26 protein-coding genes and 1 tRNA gene are annotated in these 24,241 nt (G+C 62.9%); 21 read left to right on the top strand and 6 right to left on the bottom strand.

The window, feature by feature from the left end:
• Positions 1 to 81: 81 nt before the first annotated feature.
• Positions 82 to 708: a hypothetical protein gene (locus V6767_RS21965; RefSeq protein ID WP_448475392.1), complete on the top strand. Its 627-nt coding sequence runs from the start codon at positions 82 to 84 to the stop codon at positions 706 to 708.
• A 160-nt stretch (positions 709 to 868) separates the two neighbouring features.
• On the opposite strand, the gene V6767_RS21960 is transcribed toward V6767_RS21965, so the two are convergent.
• Positions 869 to 958, bottom strand: a tRNA-Ser gene (locus V6767_RS21960).
• A gap of 459 nt (positions 959 to 1,417) precedes the next feature.
• On the opposite strand from V6767_RS21960, the gene rplU reads away from it, so the two are divergent.
• The 13 genes from rplU to V6767_RS21895 all read left to right on the top strand — a co-directional run bounded on the left by rplU (position 1,418) and on the right by V6767_RS21895 (position 12,388).
• Positions 1,418 to 1,732, top strand: coding sequence for a 50S ribosomal protein L21 (gene rplU, locus V6767_RS21955; protein WP_448432474.1), 315 nt, complete (start codon positions 1,418 to 1,420; stop codon positions 1,730 to 1,732).
• Between the two features lie 39 nt (positions 1,733 to 1,771).
• Positions 1,772 to 2,044 (top strand): 50S ribosomal protein L27, encoded by a 273-nt coding sequence (gene rpmA / locus V6767_RS21950; RefSeq protein ID WP_018067800.1) that lies wholly within the window; start codon positions 1,772 to 1,774, stop codon positions 2,042 to 2,044.
• 143 nt (positions 2,045 to 2,187) lie between these two features.
• Entirely contained in the window at positions 2,188 to 2,826 is a 639-nt protein-coding gene (locus V6767_RS21945) for a GNAT family N-acetyltransferase (protein WP_448475391.1), read from the top strand.
• The gene (locus V6767_RS21940; protein WP_448475390.1) at positions 2,823 to 3,377 is read left to right on the top strand and encodes a GNAT family N-acetyltransferase; all 555 of its coding nucleotides are present in this window, start codon (positions 2,823 to 2,825) and stop codon (positions 3,375 to 3,377) included. Before V6767_RS21945 ends, V6767_RS21940 begins: the two co-directional genes overlap by 4 nt.
• 118 nt (positions 3,378 to 3,495) lie before the next feature.
• Positions 3,496 to 4,554: a GTPase ObgE gene (gene obgE / locus V6767_RS21935; RefSeq protein ID WP_448475389.1), complete on the top strand. Its 1,059-nt coding sequence runs from the start codon at positions 3,496 to 3,498 to the stop codon at positions 4,552 to 4,554.
• Position 4,555: 1 nt separating this feature from the next.
• Positions 4,556 to 5,701: a glutamate 5-kinase gene (gene proB / locus V6767_RS21930; protein ID WP_448475388.1), complete on the top strand. Its 1,146-nt coding sequence runs from the start codon at positions 4,556 to 4,558 to the stop codon at positions 5,699 to 5,701.
• Positions 5,694 to 6,968 carry a glutamate-5-semialdehyde dehydrogenase gene (locus V6767_RS21925; protein ID WP_448475387.1) on the top strand — a complete coding sequence of 425 codons (1,275 nt, stop codon included), beginning with the start codon at positions 5,694 to 5,696 and terminating at the stop codon, positions 6,966 to 6,968. Before proB ends, V6767_RS21925 begins: the two co-directional genes overlap by 8 nt.
• Before the next feature lie 34 nt (positions 6,969 to 7,002).
• On the top strand, positions 7,003 to 7,590 hold the full coding sequence (locus V6767_RS21920) for a nicotinate-nucleotide adenylyltransferase (RefSeq protein WP_448475394.1): 588 nt from the start codon (positions 7,003 to 7,005) through the stop codon (positions 7,588 to 7,590).
• Positions 7,587 to 8,444, top strand: coding sequence for a hypothetical protein (locus V6767_RS21915; protein WP_448475386.1), 858 nt, complete (start codon positions 7,587 to 7,589; stop codon positions 8,442 to 8,444). Before V6767_RS21920 ends, V6767_RS21915 begins: the two co-directional genes overlap by 4 nt.
• 110 nt (positions 8,445 to 8,554) lie before the next feature.
• Positions 8,555 to 8,977 carry a ribosome silencing factor gene (gene rsfS, locus V6767_RS21910; RefSeq protein ID WP_033411395.1) on the top strand — a complete coding sequence of 141 codons (423 nt, stop codon included), beginning with the start codon at positions 8,555 to 8,557 and terminating at the stop codon, positions 8,975 to 8,977.
• 97 nt (positions 8,978 to 9,074) lie between these two features.
• Positions 9,075 to 9,557: a 23S rRNA (pseudouridine(1915)-N(3))-methyltransferase RlmH gene (rlmH, locus tag V6767_RS21905; RefSeq protein WP_448475385.1), complete on the top strand. Its 483-nt coding sequence runs from the start codon at positions 9,075 to 9,077 to the stop codon at positions 9,555 to 9,557.
• Positions 9,558 to 9,657: 100 nt separating this feature from the next.
• Positions 9,658 to 11,019: a murein hydrolase activator EnvC family protein gene (locus V6767_RS21900; protein WP_448475384.1), complete on the top strand. Its 1,362-nt coding sequence runs from the start codon at positions 9,658 to 9,660 to the stop codon at positions 11,017 to 11,019.
• A complete protein-coding gene (locus V6767_RS21895; RefSeq protein WP_448475383.1) occupies positions 11,009 to 12,388 on the top strand; it encodes a S41 family peptidase in 1,380 nt (459 codons plus the stop codon). Before V6767_RS21900 ends, V6767_RS21895 begins: the two co-directional genes overlap by 11 nt.
• A 332-nt stretch (positions 12,389 to 12,720) precedes the next feature.
• On the opposite strand, the gene V6767_RS21890 is transcribed toward V6767_RS21895, so the two are convergent.
• Positions 12,721 to 13,116 carry a DUF2794 domain-containing protein gene (locus V6767_RS21890; protein ID WP_230719212.1) on the bottom strand — a complete coding sequence of 132 codons (396 nt, stop codon included), beginning with the start codon at positions 13,114 to 13,116 and terminating at the stop codon, positions 12,721 to 12,723.
• 236 nt (positions 13,117 to 13,352) lie between these two features.
• On the opposite strand from V6767_RS21890, the gene V6767_RS21885 reads away from it, so the two are divergent.
• The gene (locus V6767_RS21885; RefSeq protein WP_448475382.1) at positions 13,353 to 14,504 is read left to right on the top strand and encodes a GNAT family N-acetyltransferase; all 1,152 of its coding nucleotides are present in this window, start codon (positions 13,353 to 13,355) and stop codon (positions 14,502 to 14,504) included.
• A gap of 35 nt (positions 14,505 to 14,539) precedes the next feature.
• Here V6767_RS21885 and V6767_RS21880 read toward each other — a convergent pair whose 3' ends face one another.
• From V6767_RS21880 to V6767_RS21865, 4 genes are all read right to left on the bottom strand, one after another.
• Complete coding sequence (locus V6767_RS21880) at positions 14,540 to 15,115, bottom strand: hypothetical protein (protein WP_448475381.1); 576 nt, start codon at positions 15,113 to 15,115, stop codon at positions 14,540 to 14,542.
• 106 nt (positions 15,116 to 15,221) lie between these two features.
• The gene (gene trhO, locus V6767_RS21875; protein WP_448475380.1) at positions 15,222 to 16,127 is read right to left on the bottom strand and encodes an oxygen-dependent tRNA uridine(34) hydroxylase TrhO; all 906 of its coding nucleotides are present in this window, start codon (positions 16,125 to 16,127) and stop codon (positions 15,222 to 15,224) included.
• A gap of 78 nt (positions 16,128 to 16,205) precedes the next feature.
• Positions 16,206 to 17,120 carry a CHAD domain-containing protein gene (locus tag V6767_RS21870; protein ID WP_448475379.1) on the bottom strand — a complete coding sequence of 305 codons (915 nt, stop codon included), beginning with the start codon at positions 17,118 to 17,120 and terminating at the stop codon, positions 16,206 to 16,208.
• 1 nt (position 17,121) lies between these two features.
• A complete protein-coding gene (locus V6767_RS21865; RefSeq protein ID WP_448475378.1) occupies positions 17,122 to 17,598 on the bottom strand; it encodes a CYTH domain-containing protein in 477 nt (158 codons plus the stop codon).
• 184 nt (positions 17,599 to 17,782) lie between these two features.
• Between V6767_RS21865 and V6767_RS21860 the strand changes: the two genes are divergently transcribed.
• The 6 genes from V6767_RS21860 to dnaJ all read left to right on the top strand — a co-directional run bounded on the left by V6767_RS21860 (position 17,783) and on the right by dnaJ (position 23,931).
• Positions 17,783 to 18,424: a 2-dehydro-3-deoxy-phosphogluconate aldolase gene (locus tag V6767_RS21860; protein WP_448475393.1), complete on the top strand. Its 642-nt coding sequence runs from the start codon at positions 17,783 to 17,785 to the stop codon at positions 18,422 to 18,424.
• A gap of 71 nt (positions 18,425 to 18,495) precedes the next feature.
• Positions 18,496 to 19,188, top strand: a complete 693-nt coding sequence (locus V6767_RS21855) for a GNAT family N-acetyltransferase (protein ID WP_448475377.1) — start codon at positions 18,496 to 18,498, stop codon at positions 19,186 to 19,188.
• Positions 19,181 to 19,396: a hypothetical protein gene (locus V6767_RS21850; RefSeq protein WP_448475376.1), complete on the top strand. Its 216-nt coding sequence runs from the start codon at positions 19,181 to 19,183 to the stop codon at positions 19,394 to 19,396. The genes V6767_RS21855 and V6767_RS21850 overlap by 8 nt, the downstream gene beginning before the upstream one ends.
• A 20-nt stretch (positions 19,397 to 19,416) precedes the next feature.
• A complete protein-coding gene (locus V6767_RS21845) occupies positions 19,417 to 20,529 on the top strand; it encodes an adenosylhomocysteinase (RefSeq protein WP_448475375.1) in 1,113 nt (370 codons plus the stop codon).
• Between the two features lie 246 nt (positions 20,530 to 20,775).
• Positions 20,776 to 22,704: a molecular chaperone DnaK gene (gene dnaK / locus V6767_RS21840; protein WP_448475374.1), complete on the top strand. Its 1,929-nt coding sequence runs from the start codon at positions 20,776 to 20,778 to the stop codon at positions 22,702 to 22,704.
• An 81-nt stretch (positions 22,705 to 22,785) separates the two neighbouring features.
• Positions 22,786 to 23,931 (top strand): molecular chaperone DnaJ, encoded by a 1,146-nt coding sequence (gene dnaJ, locus V6767_RS21835; protein ID WP_448432434.1) that lies wholly within the window; start codon positions 22,786 to 22,788, stop codon positions 23,929 to 23,931.
• The last annotated feature ends 310 nt before the right edge of the window (positions 23,932 to 24,241 follow it).

The raw sequence follows: 24,241 nt of genomic DNA, 5'->3' as shown, positions 1-24,241 counted from the left end.
TAATGCTCCATCTTACTCAAGAGTTGGAGCCTCCGGCAAACCCGGTGCGGTTCAACCTTATTTCGAAGGGAACACGAGTCTATGCGACCAACGGGACTGAATTCGCTGGATGAATATAACATTCAAGAAATTGCAAATGGAGATCAACCTGAAAGTGGCCTTTGGAGTATTCTTATAGCACCTTCGGCTGATGTGGCCGCGGATTTTGCTGAGCGTTATGTGCACGTATTCGACGAGATCGCTATGGGTGATTGGCACTTAATTGTGGGCGTAAATGAAGCGAATGAGGAGCGCCGACGCTGGAAGGCCAATTTCGAGTTTCAGAAAAGCATTGATGAATTCAGAAACCAATTAAAGATCAATAAAGATGTTCTAAATAAACTATGTATCGTATTCTTCGATCCATATTTGCAAGATCCCCATGAAGGCTGTGTTGTAGTGCCATTGGACGCGAAGAGAATTGGTGATGTCGCCTATTACCGACAAGGCTTCATACGCCTTCATCATGCGATACGAAAAAGCTATGATGAATGCGCACTAGATCCATACCACAAACTACCATCACGATTGACGGCTGATCTACTGGAGGCTCTCGAAAGAAATACCAGAAAGAAAGGGCTACAACCCGCTTTGTGTGAGATCGGCTCAATGCTTGCGCACGCCGTTCTAGGGGCAATAGTCAGCTCAGCAATAGGCAGGAGCCTATGAGGTCAGCATCCGAGGGCTCTGAGCAGTCGCCTTCCCACAGTCCGGCACGAAGTGCGCCGCGATAGTGGCCCGACACGGAATGCCGCTGACCTAGCGGACGCGAAGCCAAACCGGTGCAGATTGCAGGCCTATCTAATCCATTGATTTTCAAATAAAAATCTGGCGGAGAGGGAGGGATTCGAACCCTCGATACGGTTGCCCGTATGCCGCATTTCGAGTGCGGTGCATTCGACCACTCTGCCACCTCTCCATAAAGTGCCGTGGTCTGCGTTTGAACGCGGGGTGTCTCTTAGCGGGCAAAGGCTTGTCTTGCAAGAGTGAACGCGATGGTTTTTTTGGATGTTTGAGGCATGACGCGGCGCCGGGCATCCGCGCAGAAAGCCCGGCGCATGATCGCGGATGCGGCGCGCGGCCTTCCTTGCGCGTCGCATCCGCTGGAGCCCATGGACGGAACGGCAAATTTGCCGGCGCGAAAATGCATGGTTTGCGGCCGGGATTTATTGACTTCAGCGCGCGGCTCGCGTATGCACGCTTCCGGACGCGTGTGTCCTTTTGGCGCACGCATTGCTGCGGGCTTGCCCGCATTTCACCGGCAGACCGGGTTTTGAAAAGAATTTCTCTTTGAAATCCCTGCTTTAACCAGACTGACAAAAAGACGGTCGCTCTCCTTTCGGGAGCAGAACCGGGCGAGAACATGAAAGGTCAAAATATGTTCGCAGTCATCAAGACCGGCGGTAAACAGTACCGCGTCAACGCCGAGGATGTCATCACCATCGAGAAGCTCGATGGCGACGCCGGCGCGAAGATTGAATTTGCTGAAGTGCTGATGGTCGGCGAAGGCGCCGACGCCACGATCGGCGCCCCCTTCGTCAAGGGCGCGCTCGTCAAGGCGGAAGTCGTCGAGCAGACCCGCGGCAAGAAGGTCATCGCCTTCAAGAAGCGTCGTCGCCAGAACTCCAAGCGTTCGCGCGGCCATCGCCAGCATCACACGGTCGTCAAGATCACCGACATCGTCGCCGGTTGATCGTTAGAGCAGATTTCGAAGGTTTAAAGGAGAACTCCAATGGCACACAAAAAAGCTGGCGGTTCGTCGCGCAACGGTCGCGATTCTGAGTCCAAGCGCCTTGGCGTGAAGAAGTTCGGTGGCGAGAACGTCATTCCGGGCAACATCATCATTCGTCAGCGCGGCACCAAGTGGCATCCCGGCGACAATGTCGGCATGGGCAAGGACCACACCATTTTTGCCAAGATTGAAGGCAACGTGACATTCCGCGCGCGCGCCAATGGCCGCATGTATGTGTCCGTGGCCCCGAAACACGCAGAAGCAGCGGAATAAGCCGGACCGCTTAAAAAATAGCCGGCGTCACATCGACCCGGCTTAGATTTTCAGGTTACCGGACCTGGATTTTGAAAAGAGAAGGGAAGATGGGACGCCACCATCTTCCCTTCTTTCGTTTCAAACCAGGAGAGGACCTGACAATGCAAAGGGATTTACAAAGGGAGAGCCAATCCCGGCTTTCCAGAGAGCGGCTGAGGCCCGACCAACAAAGGCGGGATTGCCCCGTTCTTCTTTCGCAAAGGCTTGTTCTGAGAGCCCCGCACGAAGATGACATTGACGCCATTGCCCATCTCGCCAACAACGAAAAAATCGCGACCATGGTGTCGCGCATGCCGCATCCCTACACTGCAACAGATGCCGCCAATTTCGTGGAGCGAACCAAAGAGGGCGCGATCGGCAATTGCGTCTATGCCATCACCAAGGCCGACAACGGCGAATTCCTCGGTTGCTGCGGTATCGAGAACATTCCGTATGAGGAGGATATCGTCGAGATCGGCTACTGGCTGGGCGAGCCCTATTGGGGCCATGGCTACACCACCGAAGCCGTCCAGGTGCTGATCGACATGATCTTCCGCACGCGCAACGAGGTCGACCACATCGACGCCCGCTGCCGGGTCGTCAACGAGCGGTCGCGCCGGGTGCTGCACAAGTGCGGCTTCCAGTTCCAGGGCCCCGGCATGGTGCAGTCGCTTGCCGTCGGCAGCGCGGTCTCAGTCGAATGGTACCGCCTCGACCGGCGCAACTGGATGTCGCTGAAGAGCTGGGGAGGCCAGCGATGAGCGCGGCGGCCGAGATGCTCGGCGCCTGCCCCATCGTCGATACCCCGCGGCTGACGCTGCGGCCGGTTCGCGTCACGGATGCCGAACGGATCGCGGGCCTGCTGGCCGATCCGGAGATCACCCGGATGCTCGCCCGCGTGCCGTCTCCCTATACGCTGGAAGACGCGGTCGAGTGGCTGAGCCATGTGGGAAACGACGACAGCTGGCCGGTGGCGATCACCCAGCCGGGCGATGGCGTTGCGATCGGGCTGGTCTCGATTGAGCGGCGGCAGGGCGGCTATCATCTCGGCTACTGGCTGGGGCGCTACTATTGGGGCCGCGGCTTCATGAGCGAGGCGGTCTCGGGTGTCGCGGAACGGTTTTTCGCTGAAACCGGCGCAACGCTCCATTCCGGCGCGTTCTCCGACAACCCGGCCTCGCTCAGGGTGTTGCAGCGGCTCGGCTCCAAGATCACCGGCCAGCGCGAAATCTGGTCGGTCAGCCGCGGAAGGATGACACAGGAGATCACCACCGCGCTGACGCCGGCGCTGTTCACGCCATACCGGTTTTGATGTCTGGCCGGGCCGCCAGCGCGGCCCGGCACGCATGCCAAAATTCACGATAATCTTTGACCTTCGCCCGCATGGCCTATATCGATGCGGCAATCACTCAAACTGAAGCGACGGAACGATGAAATTTCTCGATGAGGCAAAGGTCTATATCCGCTCCGGCGATGGCGGGGCGGGCTCGGTGTCGTTTCACCGCGAGAAGTTCATCGAGTTCGGCGGCCCGGACGGCGGCGATGGCGGGCGCGGCGGCGATGTCTGGGTCGAGGCCGTCAACGGGCTCAACACGCTGATCGATTTCCGCTACCAGCAGCATTTCAAGGGCGCGACCGGCGGCCACGGCATGGGCCGCAACCGCACCGGCGCCAAGGGCGAAAGCGTGACGCTCAAGGTTCCCGTCGGCACCCAGGTGTTCGAGGAAGACAGTGAAACGCTGATCTGCGACCTGACGCGCGAAGGCGAGCGTTACCGGCTGGCCGCCGGCGGCAATGGCGGCTTCGGCAATGCCCATTTCAAATCCGCGACCAACCAGGCCCCGCGCTGGGCCAATCCTGGCCTCGAAGGCGAGGAAAAGACGATATGGCTCCGGCTGAAGCTGATCGCCGATGCCGGGCTCGTGGGCCTGCCGAACGCCGGCAAGTCGACCTTCCTTGCGACCGTCACAAGGGCGCGGCCGAAGATCGCCAACTATCCGTTCACCACGCTGCATCCCAATCTCGGCGTTGCCAGCATTGACGGGCGCGAGTTCATCCTCGCCGATATTCCGGGCCTTATCGAAGGCGCGCATGAGGGCGTTGGCATCGGCGACCGCTTCCTCGGCCATGTGGAACGCACCCGCGTGCTGCTGCATCTCGTCTCGAGCCTTGAGGAAGATGTCGCCACGGCCTACGCGACGGTGCGCAAGGAACTGGAAGCCTATGATGTCGAACTCGGCGAAAAGCAGGAAATCGTTGCGCTGTCGCAGGTCGATATACTCGACGACGACACCCTGAAGGAAAAGCGCGAGGCGCTTGAAAAGGCAAGCGGCGGGCCGGTTCATGCCATTTCCGCCGTCGCCCAGATCGGTATGACCGAGGTTCAGCGCGAGCTTGCCAAGGTCATCCGCGCGGAGGAGGCCCGCCTTGGGCTTGCGGCCCCCGAACCTGCCGAGGACAAGGGCCGCCACGACAAATGGGAGCCCTGACATGAGCGGGCGTACGCTTGCCCATTATCGCCGCATCGTCATCAAGATCGGTTCGGCGCTGCTGGTGGATGGCGCGACGGGCCTGAAGCGCGGCTGGCTTGAAAAACTGTCCGCCGATATCGCTGGCCTGAAGGCCGCCAGCGTCGAGGTGCTCGTGGTGTCCTCCGGCGCGATCGCGCTCGGGCGCACCGTGCTCGGCGCGCCATCGGGCGCGCTAAAGCTGGAAGAGGCGCAGGCAGCAGCAGCCGTCGGCCAGATCGGGCTTGCCGGCGCCTGGACCGAAAGCCTTAAAACGCATGACATCATCGCCGGGCAGATCCTGCTGACGCTGCAGAACACCGAGGAGCGCCGGCAATATCTCAACGCCCGCGCCACGCTCCGGCAATTGCTGAAGCTCGGCGCCGTGCCGATCATCAACGAGAATGACACGATCGCCACCAGCGAGATCCGCTATGGCGACAATGATCGGCTGGCAGCCCGCGTCGCCACCATGATCGGGGCCGATCTTCTGGTGCTGCTGTCCGACATTGACGGGCTCTACACCGCCCCGCCGCATCTGGACCCCGATGCCCGTTTCCTCGCGGAAATCGAGGCGATCACGCCGGAGATCGAGGCGATGGCGGGCGGAGCCGCCTCCGAGCTGTCGCGCGGCGGCATGCGCACCAAGGTCGAGGCCGGCAAGATCGCGACCGCCTCCGGCTGCGCCATGATCATCGCGTCGGGCAAGATCGATCATCCTTTGCAGGCGATCGCGGACGGCGCGCGCCATTCGATGTTCCATGCCTCGCGCGCGCCCGTCAGCGCCCGCAAGACCTGGATCGCCGGCCAGCTTCTGCCCGCCGGCACGATCCATATCGATGACGGCGCGGTTGCGGCCTTAAAGCGCGGCAACAGCCTGCTCGCTGCCGGCGTTACCGCGGTTGACGGGCATTTTTCGCGCGGCGACACTGTCGCCATCGTCAACCCGAAGGGCGGCGAGATCGCCCGCGGGCTTTCAGGCTATGACAGCGACGAAGCCCGGATGATCGCAGGCAAGAAGACCGCCGGCATCGAGGCGATTCTGGGCTATCCCGCCCGCGCCGCGATGGTGCATCGCGACGACCTCGTGATGTCGGTAGCAAAACGGGAAGGATCAGCCCATGCTTGATCAGGTTCAGGATGTGAAAACCACGATGGCCGATCTCGGCCGCCGCGCCCGCAAGGCCGCAAGCGCGCTGGCGATCGCGCCGACGGAAACCAAGAACGCGGCGCTCGCCGCCATGGCCGATGCGATCGAGGCGGATAGCGACGCCATTCTCGCCGCCAACCGGCAAGATGTCGCCCGCGCGAAGGAAAACGGCGTCGCCGGCTCCTTCATCGACCGGCTGGAACTGAATGCGGACCGGATCAAGGCGATGGCCGACGGCATCCGCGCAATCGCCGCGCTTGCCGATCCGGTCGGCGACGTGATCGCCGCCTGGGACCGCCCCAACGGGCTGAAGATCGAGCGCGTGCGCACGCCGCTCGGCGTGATTGGCGTGATCTATGAAAGCCGCCCCAACGTGACGGCGGATGCCGGCGCGCTGTGCCTGAAGGCCGGCAACGCCGTAATCCTGCGCGGCGGCTCGGATTCGGCGCAGTCCTCCGGCGCGATCCATGCAGCGCTTGCCGCCGGCCTGAAAAAGGCCGGCCTGCCGGAAGACGCGATCCAGATCGTGCCGACCACCGACCGCGCCGCCGTCGGCGAAATGCTATCGGGCCTTTCCGGCAATATCGACGTGATCGTGCCGCGCGGCGGCAAGAGCCTCGTCGCGCGCGTCCAGTCTGAGGCGCGTGTGCCGGTCTTCGCCCATCTCGAAGGGCTCTGCCATATTTATGTCGACAAATCCGCCGATCTCGACATGGCGCGCGAGATCGTCGTCAACGCCAAGATGCGCCGCACCGGGATTTGCGGGGCCGCCGAAACGCTGCTGATCGATCGCGCGGCTGCCGATAAGTTTGCGACCCCGCTGATCGAGGCGCTGGAGGCGAAAGGCTGCCTGGTGCGCGTCGACCACGACATGATCGACTATGCCCGCGGCCGCGACGAGGCGAGCGAGGACGACTGGACCACGGAATATCTCGACGCCATCATCGCGGTGAAGCTGGTCGACGGTATTTCCGGGGCGATCGAACACATAGGAAAATATTCCTCGCACCATACGGAAGCCGTGATTGCCGAGGACCCGGAGGTGGTCGCCCGCTTCTTCAACGAGATCGATTCCGCGATCCTGCTGCACAATGCCTCCACCCAGTTCGCCGATGGCGGCGAGTTCGGCATGGGCGCGGAGATCGGGATTGCCACCGGCAAGATGCATGCGCGCGGGCCGGTCGGCGTCGAGCAGCTCACCTCGTTCAAATATCTGGTGCGCGGCAGCGGCCAGACGCGGGCCTGACGGCTTGACGGAGATCGCGCGCCGCCACCTCGTCATGCCGCATCTTCAGCCCGGCATGACGGTCGGTCTGTTCGGCGGTTCGTTCAATCCGCCGCATGAGGGCCATCTTCTGGTGGCGAAGCTTGCGCTCCAGCGGCTCGGCCTCGACCAGCTCTGGTGGCTGGTGACGCCCGGCAATCCGCTGAAAAGCGGCAATGGCCTCGCCCCGCTTGCCGAGCGGCTGGCGCTTTCGGACACCATGGCCGGCGATCCGCGCATCCGGGTAACGGCTATCGAAAGGACGCTTGGCACGGCCTATACCGCCCGCACAATTCGCCACATCATCCGCCGCAACCCGGCGGTGCACTTCGTCTGGATCATGGGCGCTGACAATCTCGGCGACTTCCACCGCTGGCAGGAATGGCGGCGGATTGCGGCCACCGTGCCGATCGCCGTCATCGATCGGCCCGGCGCGACGCTGACCTATCTCTCCTCCAAGGCGGCCCGCACGCTCGACAAAGCCCGTGTGCCCGAACGCGCGGCGAGAGCCCTGCCGCGGATGAAGCCGCCGGCCTGGACCTTCATCCACGGCCCGCGCTCGGCCGTCTCCTCGACAGCGCTCAGACTGGAAAACAAGAGATGAAGCTTGAGATCGTCGCCGACATCACCGATCCCGGCAAGCCCGGCGGGGCGAGCGACGACCGCTATGGCTGGAACGCGCATTCGGTCTTCGTCATCGACGGCGCGACCGGCATCGGCGAGCGGGAGGTGATGGCCGAGGGCGATGCCGCCTGGCTTGCGACCCATGCGGCGCGGATGTTCGCCGCCGCGGGAGACCGGCCCGTTGCCGAGACCGTCGCCGCGATCAACGCCTCGGCGCGGGATCTCTACCATGCAGCCGCCGGCACTGACGACCTGCCCCGCTACATGTGGCCCGCCGCCGCCTTCCAGATGCTGCGGATCGAGGACAATCGCCTCGTCACCTACGGGCTTGGCGATTGCCGGCTGTTCCTTCAGGACGAAGCCGGTCATGTTTTCGAAACCACGGCGCTGAAGGGCAATCGCGAGAAGGAGATCGCCGCCGCCCGCGCCCATTTGGAACGCATCGGCGGTTTCAAGGGCGCCGCCGATATCGCCGGCGATGCCGAGACCTTGGCGATGCTGCGCGCCGGCCGCGCCCGCCAGAACACGCCGGACGGCAAGGTCTTCACGCTCGGCCTCGTGCCGGCGGCGGCGGACCATATCGTCCGGGAAGATTGCGGCCTGGAAGCGCCGGTGCGCGGCCTGCTGTGCTCGGATGGTTTTGCCGCTCTTTGCGACAATTACGACGCGTTTTCGCCCGCCGGCCTGATCGATGTAGCCTTTCGCGACGGACTCCCACCGCTTCTTGAACGCCTGCGCCAAATCGAGCGGATCGACGATCCCGAAGGCGAGAAATTCCCGCGCTACAAGGTCAGCGATGACGCCGCGGCGGTTGCCTTCCGGATTCTTCCCTGAAGCCTGCCTTCAAATTTGCGCAGGAAAACCCTTGCAACAGACTGCCTTTGGCATCACCTTTATAGCCAGCGGCCCGCCGGAGTGACGAGTCGCATTCGTGCTTGGTCCGGATGAAAGGAAGAACCCTGACAACATTGCACGCGAAGGGCGCGGATACCGCGCCGCAGAGCAGCAGAAGCGACGCTTATGCCGCCGATGAGGCTCTTGCCACCGTCCTCGCCAGCCTTGAGGATTCGAAGGCAGAAGATATTGTGACCATTGACATTCGCGGAAAATCGGCTCTCGGCGACCATATGGTGGTTGTCTCCGGGCGCTCGAACCGTCACGTCATGGCGATTTGCGACCATCTGGTCAAGGACATCAAACAGTCGGGCGCGGGCACGCCCAAGGTCGAGGGCCAGGAGTCCGGAGACTGGGTGCTGATCGACACCGGCGACGTGATCGTCCATGTGTTCCGGCCGGAAGTCCGCGAATTCTACAATATCGAGAAGATGTGGTCGGCGCCTGAAATGAACGAGGCGCGCCTGCACTAGCAGCATGCTGCTCAGAGTCGGCGTGAACTGCCCGAACGGACCGCGCGGTGCATGACGCACTGCGTGACGCGGTTGTTGCGGGCCGAAAGAAAAGCATATGCAGATCGGTATTTTCGCGGTCGGCCGCCTGAAATCCGGCCCGGAGAAGGAGCTTGTCGCCCGTTATCTCGACCGGCTGAAGAAGACCGGCAAGGCGCAGGGGCTCGATTTTTCCAGGGTCATCGAGGTCAATGAAAGCCGCGCCGGCAACGCTGCCACCCGCAAGCGCGAGGAGGCGGCGGCGCTTGAGGCCGCGATCTCGCCCGATACCGTGCTGGTGCTGCTTGACGAGACCGGCAAGTCCTTCGACAGCGTGGGCTTTGCCGCCCAGATCGAGAAATACCGCGATGCCGGCAAGCGCGAGATGTTGTTCGCGATCGGCGGCGCCGACGGGCTTGACCCCGCTCTTACCGAACGCGCTGATCTGACGATCAATTTTGGCGCGATGACATGGCCGCACCAGATCGTCCGCATATTGCTGGCCGAACAGCTTTACCGCGCCGTGACCCTGCTTTCCGGCCATCCCTATCACCGCGCCTGAACGTGGTAAGAATCATCAAAATTTTGTGTGTTCTTGCGTCGTTGATATTTCGTTAATCTCTCCGCGATCAAAATCCACTTTTCCTCGCGCGGAAACGGATATGGCGGCAACCAGATCATTGCGGATCATCCTCGCCTGCGGCATCGCCGCCTGGGCCTTGCCCGCGCTCGCCGTCGCGCAGGAGCCGACCGCCGGATCGGCCGAGCTCGTCGACAGGCTTTCAAACGAACGCTCCGAAAAGGCGGTCGAACTCGACCAGATCGAAAACTCGATCGCGCTTTCGAAGGAAAAGATCGCCTCGCTTACGGCCGAGATCGACGCCCTTTCCGGCGATACCGCAAGCCTGAAGGAGGCGCTCGTGGCCTCGGCCGAGCGTCGGCGCGGGCTGGAGGAGCAGATTGCCGCGGCCGAAACCCGGCTTGCCGAACTCTCGGACCAGGAGGAGGCGCTGAAAGCTTCGCTCAATGCCGAGCGCGATGTGCTGGCCGATGTGCTCGCAGCGCTTCAGCGCATGGGCCGCGATCCGCCGCCGGCCCTTCTGGTCGCCCCCGGCGATGCGCTCGATTCGGTCCGAAGCGCCATCCTGCTGAACGGCGTTGTGCCGGAAATGCGGGCCCGGATGGAAACTGTGCTGGCCGACCTGACATCGCTGCGGACGGTCAAGGCCGAGCAGCAGCAGGCCCGCGACGGACTTGCGGCCGACCTCGACAGCCTTGCCGAGGAAAGACGGCGCATGGACCTGCTGATCGCCGAAAACGAGAGATCCCGGGAAACCAGCGCGAAGCAGCTCGAAGCCGAGCGCCGCCAGGCCGAACTGCTGGCCGCGCGCGCGACCGACCTCAACGGCCTGATCGCCAGCCTGGAGACCGAAATCACGTCGGCCCGCAACGCCGCCCTTCTGGCGCGGCAGGAGGCCGAACGCCGCCGGCAGATGACCGAGGCGCAGCAGATCGAGGCGCGCCAGCGCGCGCTTTCGGCAACGCCCGATAAAAACCGCATTACGCCTGCATATCCATTCTCTGATCTGAAAGGCCGTCTGATCCTGCCGGTTTCGGGCGAAATCCTGCGCCGCTACGGCGATCCGGACGGAACGGGCCATACGGCGACCGGAATGACCATTGCCGCGCGACCGGGCGCGCTCGTCAGCGCCCCCGCCGACGCGACGGTGGTTTACGCCGGGCGCTTCAGAAGTTACGGAGAGATGGTCATCCTCAATGTCGGCGACGGGTATCATATCGTCATGACCGGCATGGAGGATCTCAAGGTTCGCCAGGGCGATTTCATATTCTCCGGCGAGCCGCTGGCCGAAATGGGCACAAGACGGATCGCGAGCGCTGCGACAATGGCGCTGGAAACGGACAGGCCGACACTCTACATTGAGTTCCGACACAATGGGAAGCCGGTCGATTCTCAACCCTGGTGGGTGGACAATATTGATGGAAAGGCACGCAATGATACGTAGGGCAACGCTTCTGCTGGCGGGCGCCGCACTGGGCGCAGCGGCGACCGGCATTCTGGTTTCGGCCGATATACCGGCGCGCGCGGCCGGCGACGATTCGACCTACCGCGAAATGTCGCTGTTCGGCGATGTGTTCGAGCGGGTGCGCAGCCAGTATGTCTCGCCGCCCGACGAAGAGAAGATGATCCAGGATGCGATCAATGGCATGCTGAGCGGGCTCGACCCGCATTCGAGCTATATGACGGCAGAAGAATCCGAAGAGATGCGCGACCAGTCGAAGGGCGAATTCGGCGGGCTCGGCATCGAGGTGACGATGGAGGATGACGTCGTCAAGGTCGTCGCACCCATCGACGATACGCCCGCCTCCAATGCCGGCGTGCTGGCCGGCGACAAGATCGTCGAGATCGACGGCGAGAGCGTGCGCGGCCTTTCTCTCAACGATGCGGTCGACCGCATGCGCGGCGAGGTCGGCGAGCCGATCGACATCACCATTCTGCGCGATGGCGTGGCCAAGCCGATCGAGATGACGATCGTGCGCGGGGTGATTCCGGTGCAGTCGGTCAAATGGCGCGTCGAAAATGACGATATCGGCTATATCCGGCTGACCACCTTCATGAACGAGAAGCTCGACGAAAGCCTTGTCGAGGCGATTGACGAGATCAAGAAGGAAGTGCCGGAAGACGAGCTGAAGGGCTATATTCTCGACCTCCGTCTCAACCCGGGCGGCTTCCTCAATCAGGCCGTCGCGGTGGCCGACACCTTCCTTGACGAAGGCGAAGTCGTTTCCACCCGTGGCCGCAATTCCAGCGAGACCCGCCGCTTCGATGCGGGCCCCGGCGATCTGACCGACGGCAAGCCGCTGGTCGTGCTCGTCAATGGCGGCTCCGCCTCGGCATCCGAGATCGTCGCCGGCGCGCTGCAGGACCTGAAGCGGGCGACGCTGGTCGGCACCCGCACCTTCGGCAAGGGCTCGGTCCAGACCATCGTTCCGCTCGGTTCGGAAGGCTCGCTGCGGCTGACAACGGCGCTCTACTACACGCCGTCGGGCACCTCGATCCAGGGCACCGGCATCAGCCCCGACATCGTTGTCGAGCAGGTGCTGCCGGAAGACCTTGAAGGCCTGATCCGTCCGGAAGGTGAATCCGCGCTGCGCGGCCATATCCAGGGTGATGCGGAAACCGACGAGGGCTCCGGCTCGGTCGCTTATGTTCCGCGCGAGACCGAGGACGACGTGCAGCTGAAATACGCGATCGACCTGCTCGAAGGCAACGTCACCGACGACGCCTTCCCGGCCGATCCTGACAAGGCCGTCCAGGAGCTTCAGGCCGCCAAGGCCCCGGAACCCGAAAAGGAAATGGAAGACGCCCACTGAGGCGTTGCCGCGAACAGGAGGCCGGGGCACGCTCCGGCCTTCTGGCTACTGACAAAGCGCCGGGCGTTGACCATCGTGTGTCATGGGCCCTTCGTATTGTGTCATGCTCGGACTTGATCCGAGCATCCAGGCGGTTTAAGTCGCTGAATTTTCAAGGATTTATAACGAAGATTTTGCCAGTCTGACTGGATCCTCGGGTCAAGCCCGAGGATGACCCAGAGTGTGGGAGACGTTTGTCAGCAAACTGAGCCCTCTTTTCTTGCAAGACCTTTCCTTTTTGCGGGTCTCATCCCCGGCTACGCCCCGGCGGACGGCGGAGCATCAGTCAGAGGCTACTTCTCTACCAGCTTCAAATTCCGGTCGAAGACCTTCAGCACCTGTTTCAGGTCGTGCCCACGCTTTAGCACCATGCCGGCGGTGTTGGTGACCGAGAAGGCGCCCTGGCGGGCGGCGAGTTTGGGGTTTTTCTCGATCCGGTAGAGCGGCATTTCGCCGGCGCGTTTGAAGACCGAGAACACCGCCTTGTCCTTCAGGTGGTCCAGCGCATAGTCGCGCCACTCGCCCTCGCCGACCATGCGGCCGTAGATCCAGAGGATCGCGTCCAGTTCGCGCCGGTGGAAGGTCACCGGCAGGGGCTCGGCCTTCTGGCCGGCGCGATATTGGCTGAGCTCCACCACATTGGCGTTGGCGGCAGCCCGGCCGCGTTGCGTTTCCGGCTTGTCAGCCATGGCGTCTCCGCTTCGCAAACATGACACTTACAAGACAGTCTGCCCGTATCAGCCAAAATTGCAAGGCCGGTGTGGCGTGAGCGTGGCCAACGCTTTGTTAACCGAAACCGGTTATCCCTTGTTAAGTGCGTTTGTAAGAGTTCAGTATCCATGCGTTCAGGCCCCCCAGAGCTGCCCGTCTTGCCGGACATGCCGCGCGCAGTGCGCTTCGGCCGCCGGCCGAAAGGGGCGCGGCCATGAGCATCATACGCAAGGACCTCGGCCAGCGTCCGCCGGCCCGCCTCAAATCCAAGCTCTCCGTCGTCCAGCCCGGTAAGGCCGTACCCGATATCCGCCTTGAAGTCAGAAGCGGCGGCGAGTTCTCGCTCTATTCGCAAGCGCCCGACCATATGGAGCCGGCGATGGACCGGCTGGCGGAGAGCGCGATCGAGCGCAACATCTTCCAGACCCCGGCCTTCCTGCTGCCGGCGCTCGGCGAGCGCCACTCTCTGCTGCGCGTGGCGCTGATGGAAGACGGCGACAGCGATGACAATCTGACCGCACTGATGACCTTTTCGGTGCGCGGCAACGGCTCGCACCTGCTTGCCCACGCAATCGGCGATATCGGCTATCACGCGCCGCTGATCTCGCGCCACCGGCCGATGGCGACGCTCGACCAGCTGTTCGAGGCGCTTGCCGGTTCGCTGGTCAACCTGCCGGGCATCGCCGTGTTTCCGCATCTCTTGGCAGATGGCGCGTTCATGCGCTTCGCCCGCGCGGTGGCCGCTGCCCGCGGCCTTGCCTTCCGGGTGACCCACGCCCGCCGCAGGCGCGCGCTTTCGGGCCCAATCAATCCCGCAGGCGCCGCGCTGACGCCCGGCGAGCGCGAGGCCTGGCAGGCCAATCTTGCAAAGTGGGAAGCGCTGAACGCGCGCGGGAAGATCGGCTACCACATCGCCCGCAACCCATCCGAAACCGCGCTGATGCTGGAGGAGCTTTCAGCGCTCACGACCACGGTCGCGGAAGACCGGTCCCGGTTTGCGGCGCTGCTGCCCACGGCGAAGAAGCTCGGCCGTAACGACCAGCTTCGCATCCACGCGCTTTATCTTTCGGGCGAGATGATTGCGGCGGCGATCCAGCCGGTTACGGCCGGCGAAGCCTGGATCTGGCAGGTGTTCGTGCGGCCCGACATGGAACAGGAAGCTGTCGACGAGCAGTTGATCATGCGGCTGACGGAATGGAACACCCGCGATGCCAATATCGCGGTGACCCGCGCAGCCCCCGGCGTCGGGCCCTATCTGGCAGAGCGCTTCTGGCCGGTCGAGGAGGGCTATGCCACGCTGATGGTCGCGATCCGCCCCGGCATGGAGCGCGCGATCGACGCGCTGGCCCGCGAGCACCGGGACTGAGCGTTCAAAACGTTCTCAAGAGAGAAATCGAAGCGTCAGGAGCACTTCTTCAGGCGCGAGTCTTCCGGCCGGTTCATCAGCGCGAAAATATCGATATCGGAGAGCAGCGGATGAAATTCTCCGTCGGAATCCGCCCTGATCAGCACATCGAGCGGCACTGCGGGGGCCACCATCGCGCCGTTCCAGCAGGTGGAATCGAGATCGACCTCGAAGCCCGGCTTGGCGCTGCCGGCGCCGCGCGCGGCCGCCATCTGCTCCTGCTGGTCGCGCAGGCGCAACGCATCGGCGGGCGCCAGTCTCAGCAGCGTCACCACCTGCCCTGGCTTGCGGAATTCGGCGACCGCCGCATCGACCTTCTCGGAATCGGCATTCACCAGCGTGTAGTCCTGGCTGATATCGCCGCCCGCGCCGCGCTGATAGACGGTCAGTTCGACCTCGCCCTTCGGCAGCCGGAATTCCTCGGGCGCCAGAACCGCGATCCGGAGCGACGCCGGATTGGCGGCGATCGGCGTGGGGATCGGCTCGGAGGCCCCCGGCAGGAACGAGAACGTCGAACAGGCCGAAAGCAGCACTGCTGCCGAAACTGCCAGGGATTTTGCCAGAAAACGCATGATGCCGACCGTCTTGCTTGTTTGTTGGGGCGAAGCTAACCAATCATGATTAAAGACGGGTAAATCCAGAGTCGGTGCAGTGCCTGCCCACAGTGCCTGACGGGCCCTACGCCCCGAGATGGCGCTCGCCGCGGGCCTTGGCCAGCGCGATCTGGTGCTGGCGCTCGCGGAAGCGGGCGCGGTCGGTCTCCGAATAGCTGTCGGCGCAATGCGGGCAGGAAACGCCTTCCTCGTAGTCGGCGGAAAGCTTGTCCTCGGGCGTCACCGGATGGCGGCAGGCGTGGCAGAGCTCGTGCTCGCCTTCCTTCAGGCCATGGGTGACCGAAACGCGCTCGTCAAAGACGAAGCAGGCGCCGTCCCAGAGGCTTTGCTCCTCCGGCACTTCCTCGAGATATTTGAGAATGCCGCCCTTCAGATGATAGACCTCGTCGAAGCCCTGCTCCTTCATGAAGGCGGTCGCCTTTTCGCAGCGAATGCCGCCGGTGCAGTACATCGCGATCTTCGGCTTGTTGTGGAGGCCCTGGTTTTCGGCGACCCAGCGGGGGAATTCGCGGAAGGTCTTGGTCTTCGGATCGACCGCGCCGCGAAAGATGCCGATCGCGGTCTCGTAATCATTGCGGGTGTCGATCACGATCGTGTCGGGATCGGAAATCAGGTCGTTCCAGTCCTTCGGCTCGACATAGGTGCCGACCGTCTTCAGGGGATCGATATGATCGACGCCCATGGTGACGATTTCCTTCTTCAGACGCACCTTCATGCGATTGAACGGCATTTTCGAGGCGTGGCTTTCCTTGTGCTCCATGCCGGCAAGCTCCGGCCGGGCGCGAATGAAGGCGAGCAACTTGGCGATGCCCTCTGGCGTGCCTGCGATCGTGCCGTTGATGCCTTCATGGGCGAGAAGCAGCGTGCCCTTGACGCCGTTGTCGTCGGCTGCGGCCTGAAGCGGCGCGCGGAACGATTCATAATCGGCGAAGCGGGCAAAATGATAAAGAGCTGCGACCAGATAGGACATGGCCTGTCTCCGCGTTACGTTTTCAATCGGCAGGGCGTGTTTGCGGCCAATACACCCATTGCTGAGGCTTTGCAATTGTCAGCCTTCGCCGCGCGCGACGCGCTTGCGCCAGAGCGTCTTGACAATCGCGCTCTCGATTTCCGCCTCGTCGTCGAACACCTTGCGGGCGTTCTTCACCGCCCGGCGGCGCAACCGCGCCCTTTGCGCGATCGCTTCCTCGCGGCAGATCCGGAGGGTCTTACCGGAAAGCGTCGGCACGTCCGGGCCGTCGAGCAGCGCGATCATCACACTGAGATCATGCTCGTGGCCGATGAGGTCGGCAAGCGCCTTGGCGTCGGCGCGTTTGGCCTTCAGTGCCGTCGGCCAGATATCGGCGACAAGCGCACAGAACATCCAGTAGGTCTGCGCCTCCTTGCGCAAATCGTGAAAATGCTCGTCCGTCGCCTCGGCCCGCACCGCCATGACGGCGACATGGGCGGAAGCAAGCTGCTTGCGCCAGGCCTTGGCGATCGCCTTTTCCGGCGATTTCCCGTCGAAATCCTGGTCTTCGACCGCCGCGATCGCCTCCCGGCAGACGCCGATCGCCGCCTTTACCTTCTTCTGCAGCGCATCCTCGGAAACCGCCCTGGCATCGCGCCGGACGATCAGCGCCGCCTCCAGCAGCCCGAGCGCCATGTCGACTTTTCCATCGGCCGCACTCAGCCTGAGATAGCGGACGCATTCGATCAGCGCGGCTGCATCCCGGTCGGCCGAAAGGGAATTCGCCAGATCGCGGATGCGGGCATTTTCCGCTTTCGCAAAATCCTTCGCGGCGGGGCGAACCAGCCGGTAGAGGCCGCGCACCCGCTTGAACTTCTTGCGGGCGTCGTGAACCGCCTCATGGACGCCGTTCGGCTGCTTCTTCAGGGCGCGGATCGCGTCCTCAAGCTGGGAGACGGCGACTTTCCGGACGGCGGCGTCGAAAGGGCGATCGGGATCGAGCGAGAATGCCATATCAGTCTGCCTCCTCAGGATGCCGGCCGGTTTCCGACAGCGTCTGGTTGAGATAGCGCGGGTCGCCGGTCACCTCGCGGCCGAGCCAATCGGGAAGCGGCGGCGTGGCGGCCTCATCAGGCAGTTCCACCTCCGCCACCACGAGGCCCGCGAGATCGCCGTGATAGACATCGATTTCCCAGACATATGCGCCGTCGGCGAGACAGTAGCGGGTCTTGTCGATGACGGCGCCCAGCGCATGGCTCACAAGTTCCAACGCATCGGCAAGCGGGATGTCATATTCATATTCATCGCGACTGAGCGCGGCCCCGCCGAACTTCATCGTCAGCCGCGCGCGGCCGCCATCGAAGATACGCACCCGCGCGGAGCGCTGCGGTCCGCTCATCAGATAGGCCTGGGTCAGGCGGACACCTTTCTCCGCGCCATCTTTCCAGCCGTCGCCATCGACCAGAAACTTGCGCTCGATTTCCTTGGCCATGATCGTTCTCCCGGACGCTGTCAGCCCTGCCTCTGGCGTTCACGCCGCCGTGATGAAATTCCCTTATGAAGATCACTGCGCCCGCAGGCAATGGGCAGCAAAGAATAACCCCGTTCCGGGGCTCGACTTGCCGGCTTTGCCGGGGTATCCCATGGACAATATCAACCACGAAAGCGGTGCGAGAATGGAAGCGAAAACTGAAACCCTCCTCAAGGCGCTGACGGCGCAACCCGTCATTCCGGTGATGATCGTGGAATCCGTCGAACACGCCGTGCCGCTGGCGCGCGCGCTGGTGGAAGGCGGGCTCAAGACGCTGGAAATCACGCTGCGCACCGATGCCGCGCTCGACGCCATCAAGGCGATGACCGACGAGATCGAAGGGGCCGTGATCGGGGCGGGCACCATCCTTTCGGCGCGCGATTATGCCGCAGCCGAAAAGGCGGGCGCCGAGTTCATCGTCTCGCCCGGCATCAACGGCGATATTCTCGATGCCGCAGACGACAGTGACGTGCCGCTGCTGCCGGGCACGGCGACGGCCAGCGAAGTGCTGTCGCTGCGCGAGGAAGGCTACCGGGTGATGAAGTTCTTCCCCGCCGAACAGGCCGGCGGCGCGCCCTATCTGAAGGCGCTCTCCTCGCCGATCCCCGATGTCATGTTCTGCCCCACCGGCGGCGTGTCGCTCGCCAATGCGCCGGATTACCTGAAGCTTCCCAACGTCATCTGCGTCGGCGGTTCCTGGGTTGCGCCGAAGGACATGGTCGCGCGCGGCGACTGGGACGGCATCCGCAAGCTTGCCGAAGAGGCCTGCGCGACGCTGAAGGCCTAGGCCGTCGCTGTTTCAAGGTGTTGGCGACCCCGGCCCTTCGTCGGGGTCTTTCCAATTGCAAAGGTATTGCGATGCAGGATCTGAGGAATTTTGCGCCACGGGAGCGCCCGCAGCCGATCGTCGCCGAAGGCGCGAGCGTGACTGTCGAGCCTTATGACGGCGCACGCCAAGCCGTTGAGCTCTGGGAAGGGCTCGGCGGGACAGCGGACGCGATCAACGGTCTTCTGAAGTATTTTCCGAACGGACCGTTTGCCGATGCTTCGGATTTCCGCGCCTGGCTCGACCGCGAGAATGCCTCGGGTAGCTATATCACCCGCGTCTTCCGCGCGAAGGAAACCGGCAGGCTGGTCGGCATGGCGAGCTATATGCGGCTCGACGAAAAGAACGGCGTGATCGAAGTCGGCGCGGTGGCGCATGGCCCGGCGATGCAGCGCTCGACCATGGCGACCGAGGTTCACTACCTGATGGCGCGCCACATCTTCGACGATCTCGGCTACCGTCGCTATGAGTGGAAGCTCAACAACGAGAACGAAAAGAGCCATGCCAGCGCGAAGCGGCTCGGCTTTACCTATGAGGGCACCTTCCGCAACCATATGGTCGCCAAGGGCCGGAACCGCGACACCGCCTGGTATGCGATGATCGACAGCGAATGGCCGGAACGCAAGGCGGCCTTCGAGGCGTTTCTGGCGCCGGACAATTTCACCGCCGATGGCAGGCAGATCCGCACACTTGCCGAGATCAGGGAGGCTGGCGCGCATGGCTGATCAACCCACCGGCAACCGCTCGACGATCATCGCCGCGGCGCTGATCTTTTTCGGCCTGCTGACCGGCGGTTATTTCCTGCCCGACGCGGTCAATTATCTCGCGCAATACTCCGTCTGGCTCGCGGTCGCCGTGGGGATCGCCTTCGTCCTTGCGGTTTTTCTGGTATTCTGGCTGCGCGGCCGCTATCAGAAGCGCCACGGACGATAGCGCTGAAAGAAACGAACTGAATGACAGAAATCACGCCGACATGGGCGAAGGCCCATATGCCGCGCACCGCACGCGCGGTCGAAAACCTGCCAGACATGACCGGCATCCGGCTGGCGATGAGCATGCATCTCGACATGAAGATGCTGCCGCTGGTGGAAGGGCTGGCAAGCCGCGGGGCGGTGCTGTTCGTGACCACCTGCAATCCGGCGACCGTGCGCAACGAGGTCGTTGACGCGATGCGCGCCGCCGGCGCGCGGGTCGATGCCTACAAGAACATGCCGGAGGAGGACTGGCGCGCGGCAATCCGAGCCGGGCTAGAATGGGGCCCGACTCACCTCAGCGAAATGGGCGCGGATTTCACCCATATGCTCCTCACCGAAGGCATGGAAATGCCGCCGATCAAGGCCGGGCTGGAGGCCACGGGCTCCGGCATCAACCGGCTTCAGGGCGCGCTGCCGCCATGGCCGATCTTCAACTGGGACGACCTGCCGGTGAAGGAAGGGCTGCACAACCGCCACATGGTGGGGCTGACCACCTGGAACGCCTTCTTCACCCGCACGCTTTTGAGCCTGCATGAAAAGACCGTGCTGGTGGTCGGTTATGGCTCCGTCGGCCAGGGGCTCGCGGCCAGCGCGCGGGCCTTCGGCGGTACGGTGATGGTCGCCGAGATCGATCCGGCGCGGGTTCTGCAGGCGCGCTATGACGGCTTTTTGGCCGGATCGGTCGAGGCGCTTGCGCCGCTCGCCGATGTGATCGTCACCGGAACCGGCGGCCATCATGTCGTTCCATATTCCGTGATCCAGCGCCTGAAGGACGGCTGCTTCCTGCTGAATGCCGGCCATCGCATCGATGAAATCGAACTGGCGCCGCTCGCCGAGCTGCCGCAGACCAGGGCCCTGCCCGCCGTCACGACCTACCGCCTCGCCTCGGAAAACTGCATCCATCTGTTCGTCGACGGCGCGATGGCCAATCTCGTTGGCGGCGAAGGCGACAGCCTCAACGCCTTCGACATGACGCTGGCCGTGATGGCCGAGGGCATCGGCCATATCGTCGGCGATGGCGCTTCCGCGGCAAGCGGCGTGCACCTGCTGCCGCGCACCGTCTGGGAACGCGCCTGCCCGTCTGCATCATGAGCGTGATGGAATCGATATTTCCTGTCCGTGCGCACCGGCTGGGCGATCCGCGATCACGCGTAAAATTTGGTCATAAATGGCGTTTTAAGCCGCCCGCAGCGCCTTGCAGAGCGTTTTGGCGCTTATTATATACCGATCACAACGGCGTTATCGCCGCCCTGGAAATCAAATCAAGACCATGCTCAAGGGGCCATCAAGGAATGCCTGAAGGGTTCGGATGGCCTGCTTAAAAGGAGAGAAAATAAAATGGCTAAAGTAATTGGTATCGACCTGGGAACCACCAACTCCTGCATCGCCATCATGGATGGCAAGGATGCGAAGGTGATCGAAAACGCCGAAGGCGCGCGCACGACGCCGTCGATGGTGGCCTTTTCCGAAGATGGCGAGCGCCTTGTCGGCCAGCCCGCCAAGCGTCAGGCCGTCACCAACCCCACCAACACGCTGTTCGCGGTGAAGCGCCTGATCGGCCGCCGCTACGAAGACCCGACCGTGACCAAGGACAAGGGCCTCGTTCCCTTCGAAATCGTCAAGGGCGACAATGGCGATGCGTGGGTGAAAGCCAACGGCAAGTCCTATTCTCCCTCGCAGGTCTCGGCCATGGTCCTTCAGAAGATGAAGGAAACCGCGGAAGCCTATCTCGGCGAAAAGGTCGAGCAGGCCGTCATCACGGTTCCCGCCTACTTCAACGACGCCCAGCGCCAGGCCACCAAGGATGCCGGCAAGATCGCCGGCCTTGAAGTGCTACGCATCATCAACGAGCCGACCGCAGCCGCGCTCGCCTACGGCCTCGACAAGAACGAAGGCAAGACCATCGCGGTCTACGACCTTGGCGGCGGCACCTTCGACGTGTCGATCCTCGAAATCGGCGACGGCGTCTTCGAAGTGAAGTCGACCAATGGCGACACCTTCCTCGGTGGTGAAGACTTCGACATGCGTCTCGTCGAATACCTCGCCGACGAGTTCAAGAAGGAAAACGGCATTGACCTGCGCTCCGACAAGCTTGCCTTGCAGCGCCTGAAGGAAGCCGCCGAAAAGGCCAAGATCGAGCTGTCGTCCTCGTCGCAGACCGAAATCAACCTGCCGTTCATCACGGCGGACGCAACCGGTCCGAAGCACCTGACGCTGAAACTGACCCGCGCCAAGTTCGAAAGCCTTGTCGACGATCTCGTCAAGCGCACGGTCGGCCCCTGCAAGGCCGCGCTCAAGGATGCCGGCGTTTCGGCGAGCGAGATCGACGAAGTCGTACTCGTCGGCGGCATGAGCCGCATGCCGAAGGTGCAGGAAACCGTCAAGCAGCTGTTCGGCAAGGACCCGCACAAGGGCGTCAACCCGGATGAAGTCGTGGCGCTTGGCGCTGCCATCCAGGGCGGCGTTCTGCAGGGCGACGTCAAGGACGTTCTGCTGCTCGACGTAACCCCGCTGTCGCTCGGCATCGAAACGCTCGGCGGCGTGTTCACCCGCCTGATCGACCGTAATACGACGATCCCGACGAAGAAGAGCCAGACCTTCTCGACGGCCGAGGACAACCAGTCCGCCGTGACCATCCGCGTTGCCCAGGGCGAGCGCGAAATGGCCGCCGACAACAAGATGCTCGGCCAGTTCGACCTCGTCGGCATTCCCCCGGCCCCGCGCGGCGTGCCGCAGATCGAAGTCACCTTCGACATCGACGCCAACGGCATCGTCAACGTCTCGGCCAAGGACAAGGGCACCGGCAAGGAGCACCAGATTCGCATCCAGGCATCGGGTGGTCTGTCCGACAGCGACATCGAGCAGATGGTCAAGGACGCCGAAAGCCATGCCGAGGAAGACAAGAAGCGCCGTGCCGCGGTTGAAGCCAAGAACCAGGCCGAAAGCCTGATTCACTCCACCGAGCAGTCGCTCAAGGAGCATGGCGACAAGGTCTCCGAGGATGACCGCACTGCCATCCAGACCGCGATCGACGAGCTGAAGACCGCTGTTTCCGCCGAAGAGCCGAATGCCGATGACATTCAGGCCAAGACCCAGACGCTGATGGAAGTCTCCATGAAGCTCGGTCAGGCGATCTACGAGGCTCAGCAGTCAGATGAGGAAGCCCAGGCTTCCGCCGACGCGGCCCGCGATGCCAAGTCTGACGATGTGGTCGACGCCGAATTCGAAGACGTCAGCGACGATGACGACAAGAAGAAATCGGCCTGATCTTTCGATCGGATAGGACCTGAATGATTCCGGCCGTCCCAGGACGGCCGGTCACTCTTTTTCAAGAGGTATTGCATCTCCATGGCAAAAGCGGATTTTTACGAGACACTCGGCGTCGGTCGCTCGGCCGACGAAAAGGAGCTGAAGAGCGCCTTCCGCAAGCTTGCGATGAAGTATCACCCCGACCGCAATCCGGACAACGCTGAAGCCGAGAAGAAATTCAAGGAAATCAACGAAGCCTATGAAACCCTGAAGGACCCGCAGAAGCGGGCCGCCTATGACCGCTTCGGCCATGCCGCGTTCGAAAACGGCGGACCGGGCGCCGGCGGTTTCGGCGGCGGCGCGCAGGGCTTCGGCGGCGCCGGCGGTTTCTCGGATATCTTCGAGGATATTTTTGGCGAAATGATGGGCGGGGCGCGCGGTCGCCGCCAGCCGAACGGCCGCGAACGCGGCGCCGATCTGCGCTACAATATGGAAATCAGCCTTGATGAGGCCTTCCACGGCAAGACGGCGCAGATTCGCGTGCCGAGCTCGGTCGTGTGCGACGAATGCTCCGGCTCGGGCGCAAAGCCCGGCTCGACACCGACGACCTGCGGCACCTGTCACGGCGCGGGGCGCGTGCGCGCCGCCCAGGGCTTCTTCTCGGTCGAGCGCACCTGCCCGACCTGCCACGGTCGCGGCGAAATCATCTCCGACCCCTGCCCCAAATGCCGGGGCGAGGGCCGCAAGGTCGAGGAGCGTTCGCTTTCGGTGAACATTCCGGCCGGCATCGAGGACGGCACCCGCATCCGCCTTCAGGGCGAAGGCGAAGCGGGCTTGCGCGGCGGTCCGTCGGGCGATCTCTACATCTTCCTGTCGGTCAAGCCGCACCCGTTCTTCCAGCGCGACGGCGCGGACCTGCACTGCTCCGTGCCGATCTCGATGACGCAGGCAGCACTCGGCGGCAAGTTCGAGGTGACCACGCTCGACGGCGCGAAATCGCGCGTCGCCGTTCCCGAAGGCACCCAGGCCGGCAAGCAGTTCCGGTTGAAGGGCAAGGGTATGCCGGTACTGCGCTCCTCGCATCGCGGCGACCTCTACATCCAGGTCCGCGTCGAGACCCCGCAGAAGCTCACCAAGCGCCAGCGCGAGCTGCTGCAGGAATTCGATGAGCTTTCCTCGAAGGAGAACAACCCGGAATCAAACGGGTTCTTCTCCAAGATGAAGGACTTTTTCGGGACCGAGTGAGCGGCTCGAAGCTTCAATCGCATTTCAGGGCGTCGGTTTTTCCCGGCGCCTTTTTGTTTGGGCGCTCTTCACTTGCGCCATACCAGATTCACCCGGTGCTTGTCTTCATCGCCTCCCATCCGTCACAGGGGTATCGCATATGGCCGATTCCGGAGAATCAAAAAGGAACAGATTGGAATCATAGGTGGACAAATGCTCGAAGATTCCAGCTTGTTGACAAACGTTTCCCACATACCGGGTCATCCTCGGGCTTGATGTACGGCCTTGATACATACCTGACAGATGTTCGGAGACATGCCTGACACTTCTC

The organism is Martelella sp. FLE1502 (assembly GCF_053484255.1).
The sequence above is the reverse complement of the archived record's forward strand: the minus strand, read 5'-3'. Positions and strand labels throughout refer to the sequence as shown.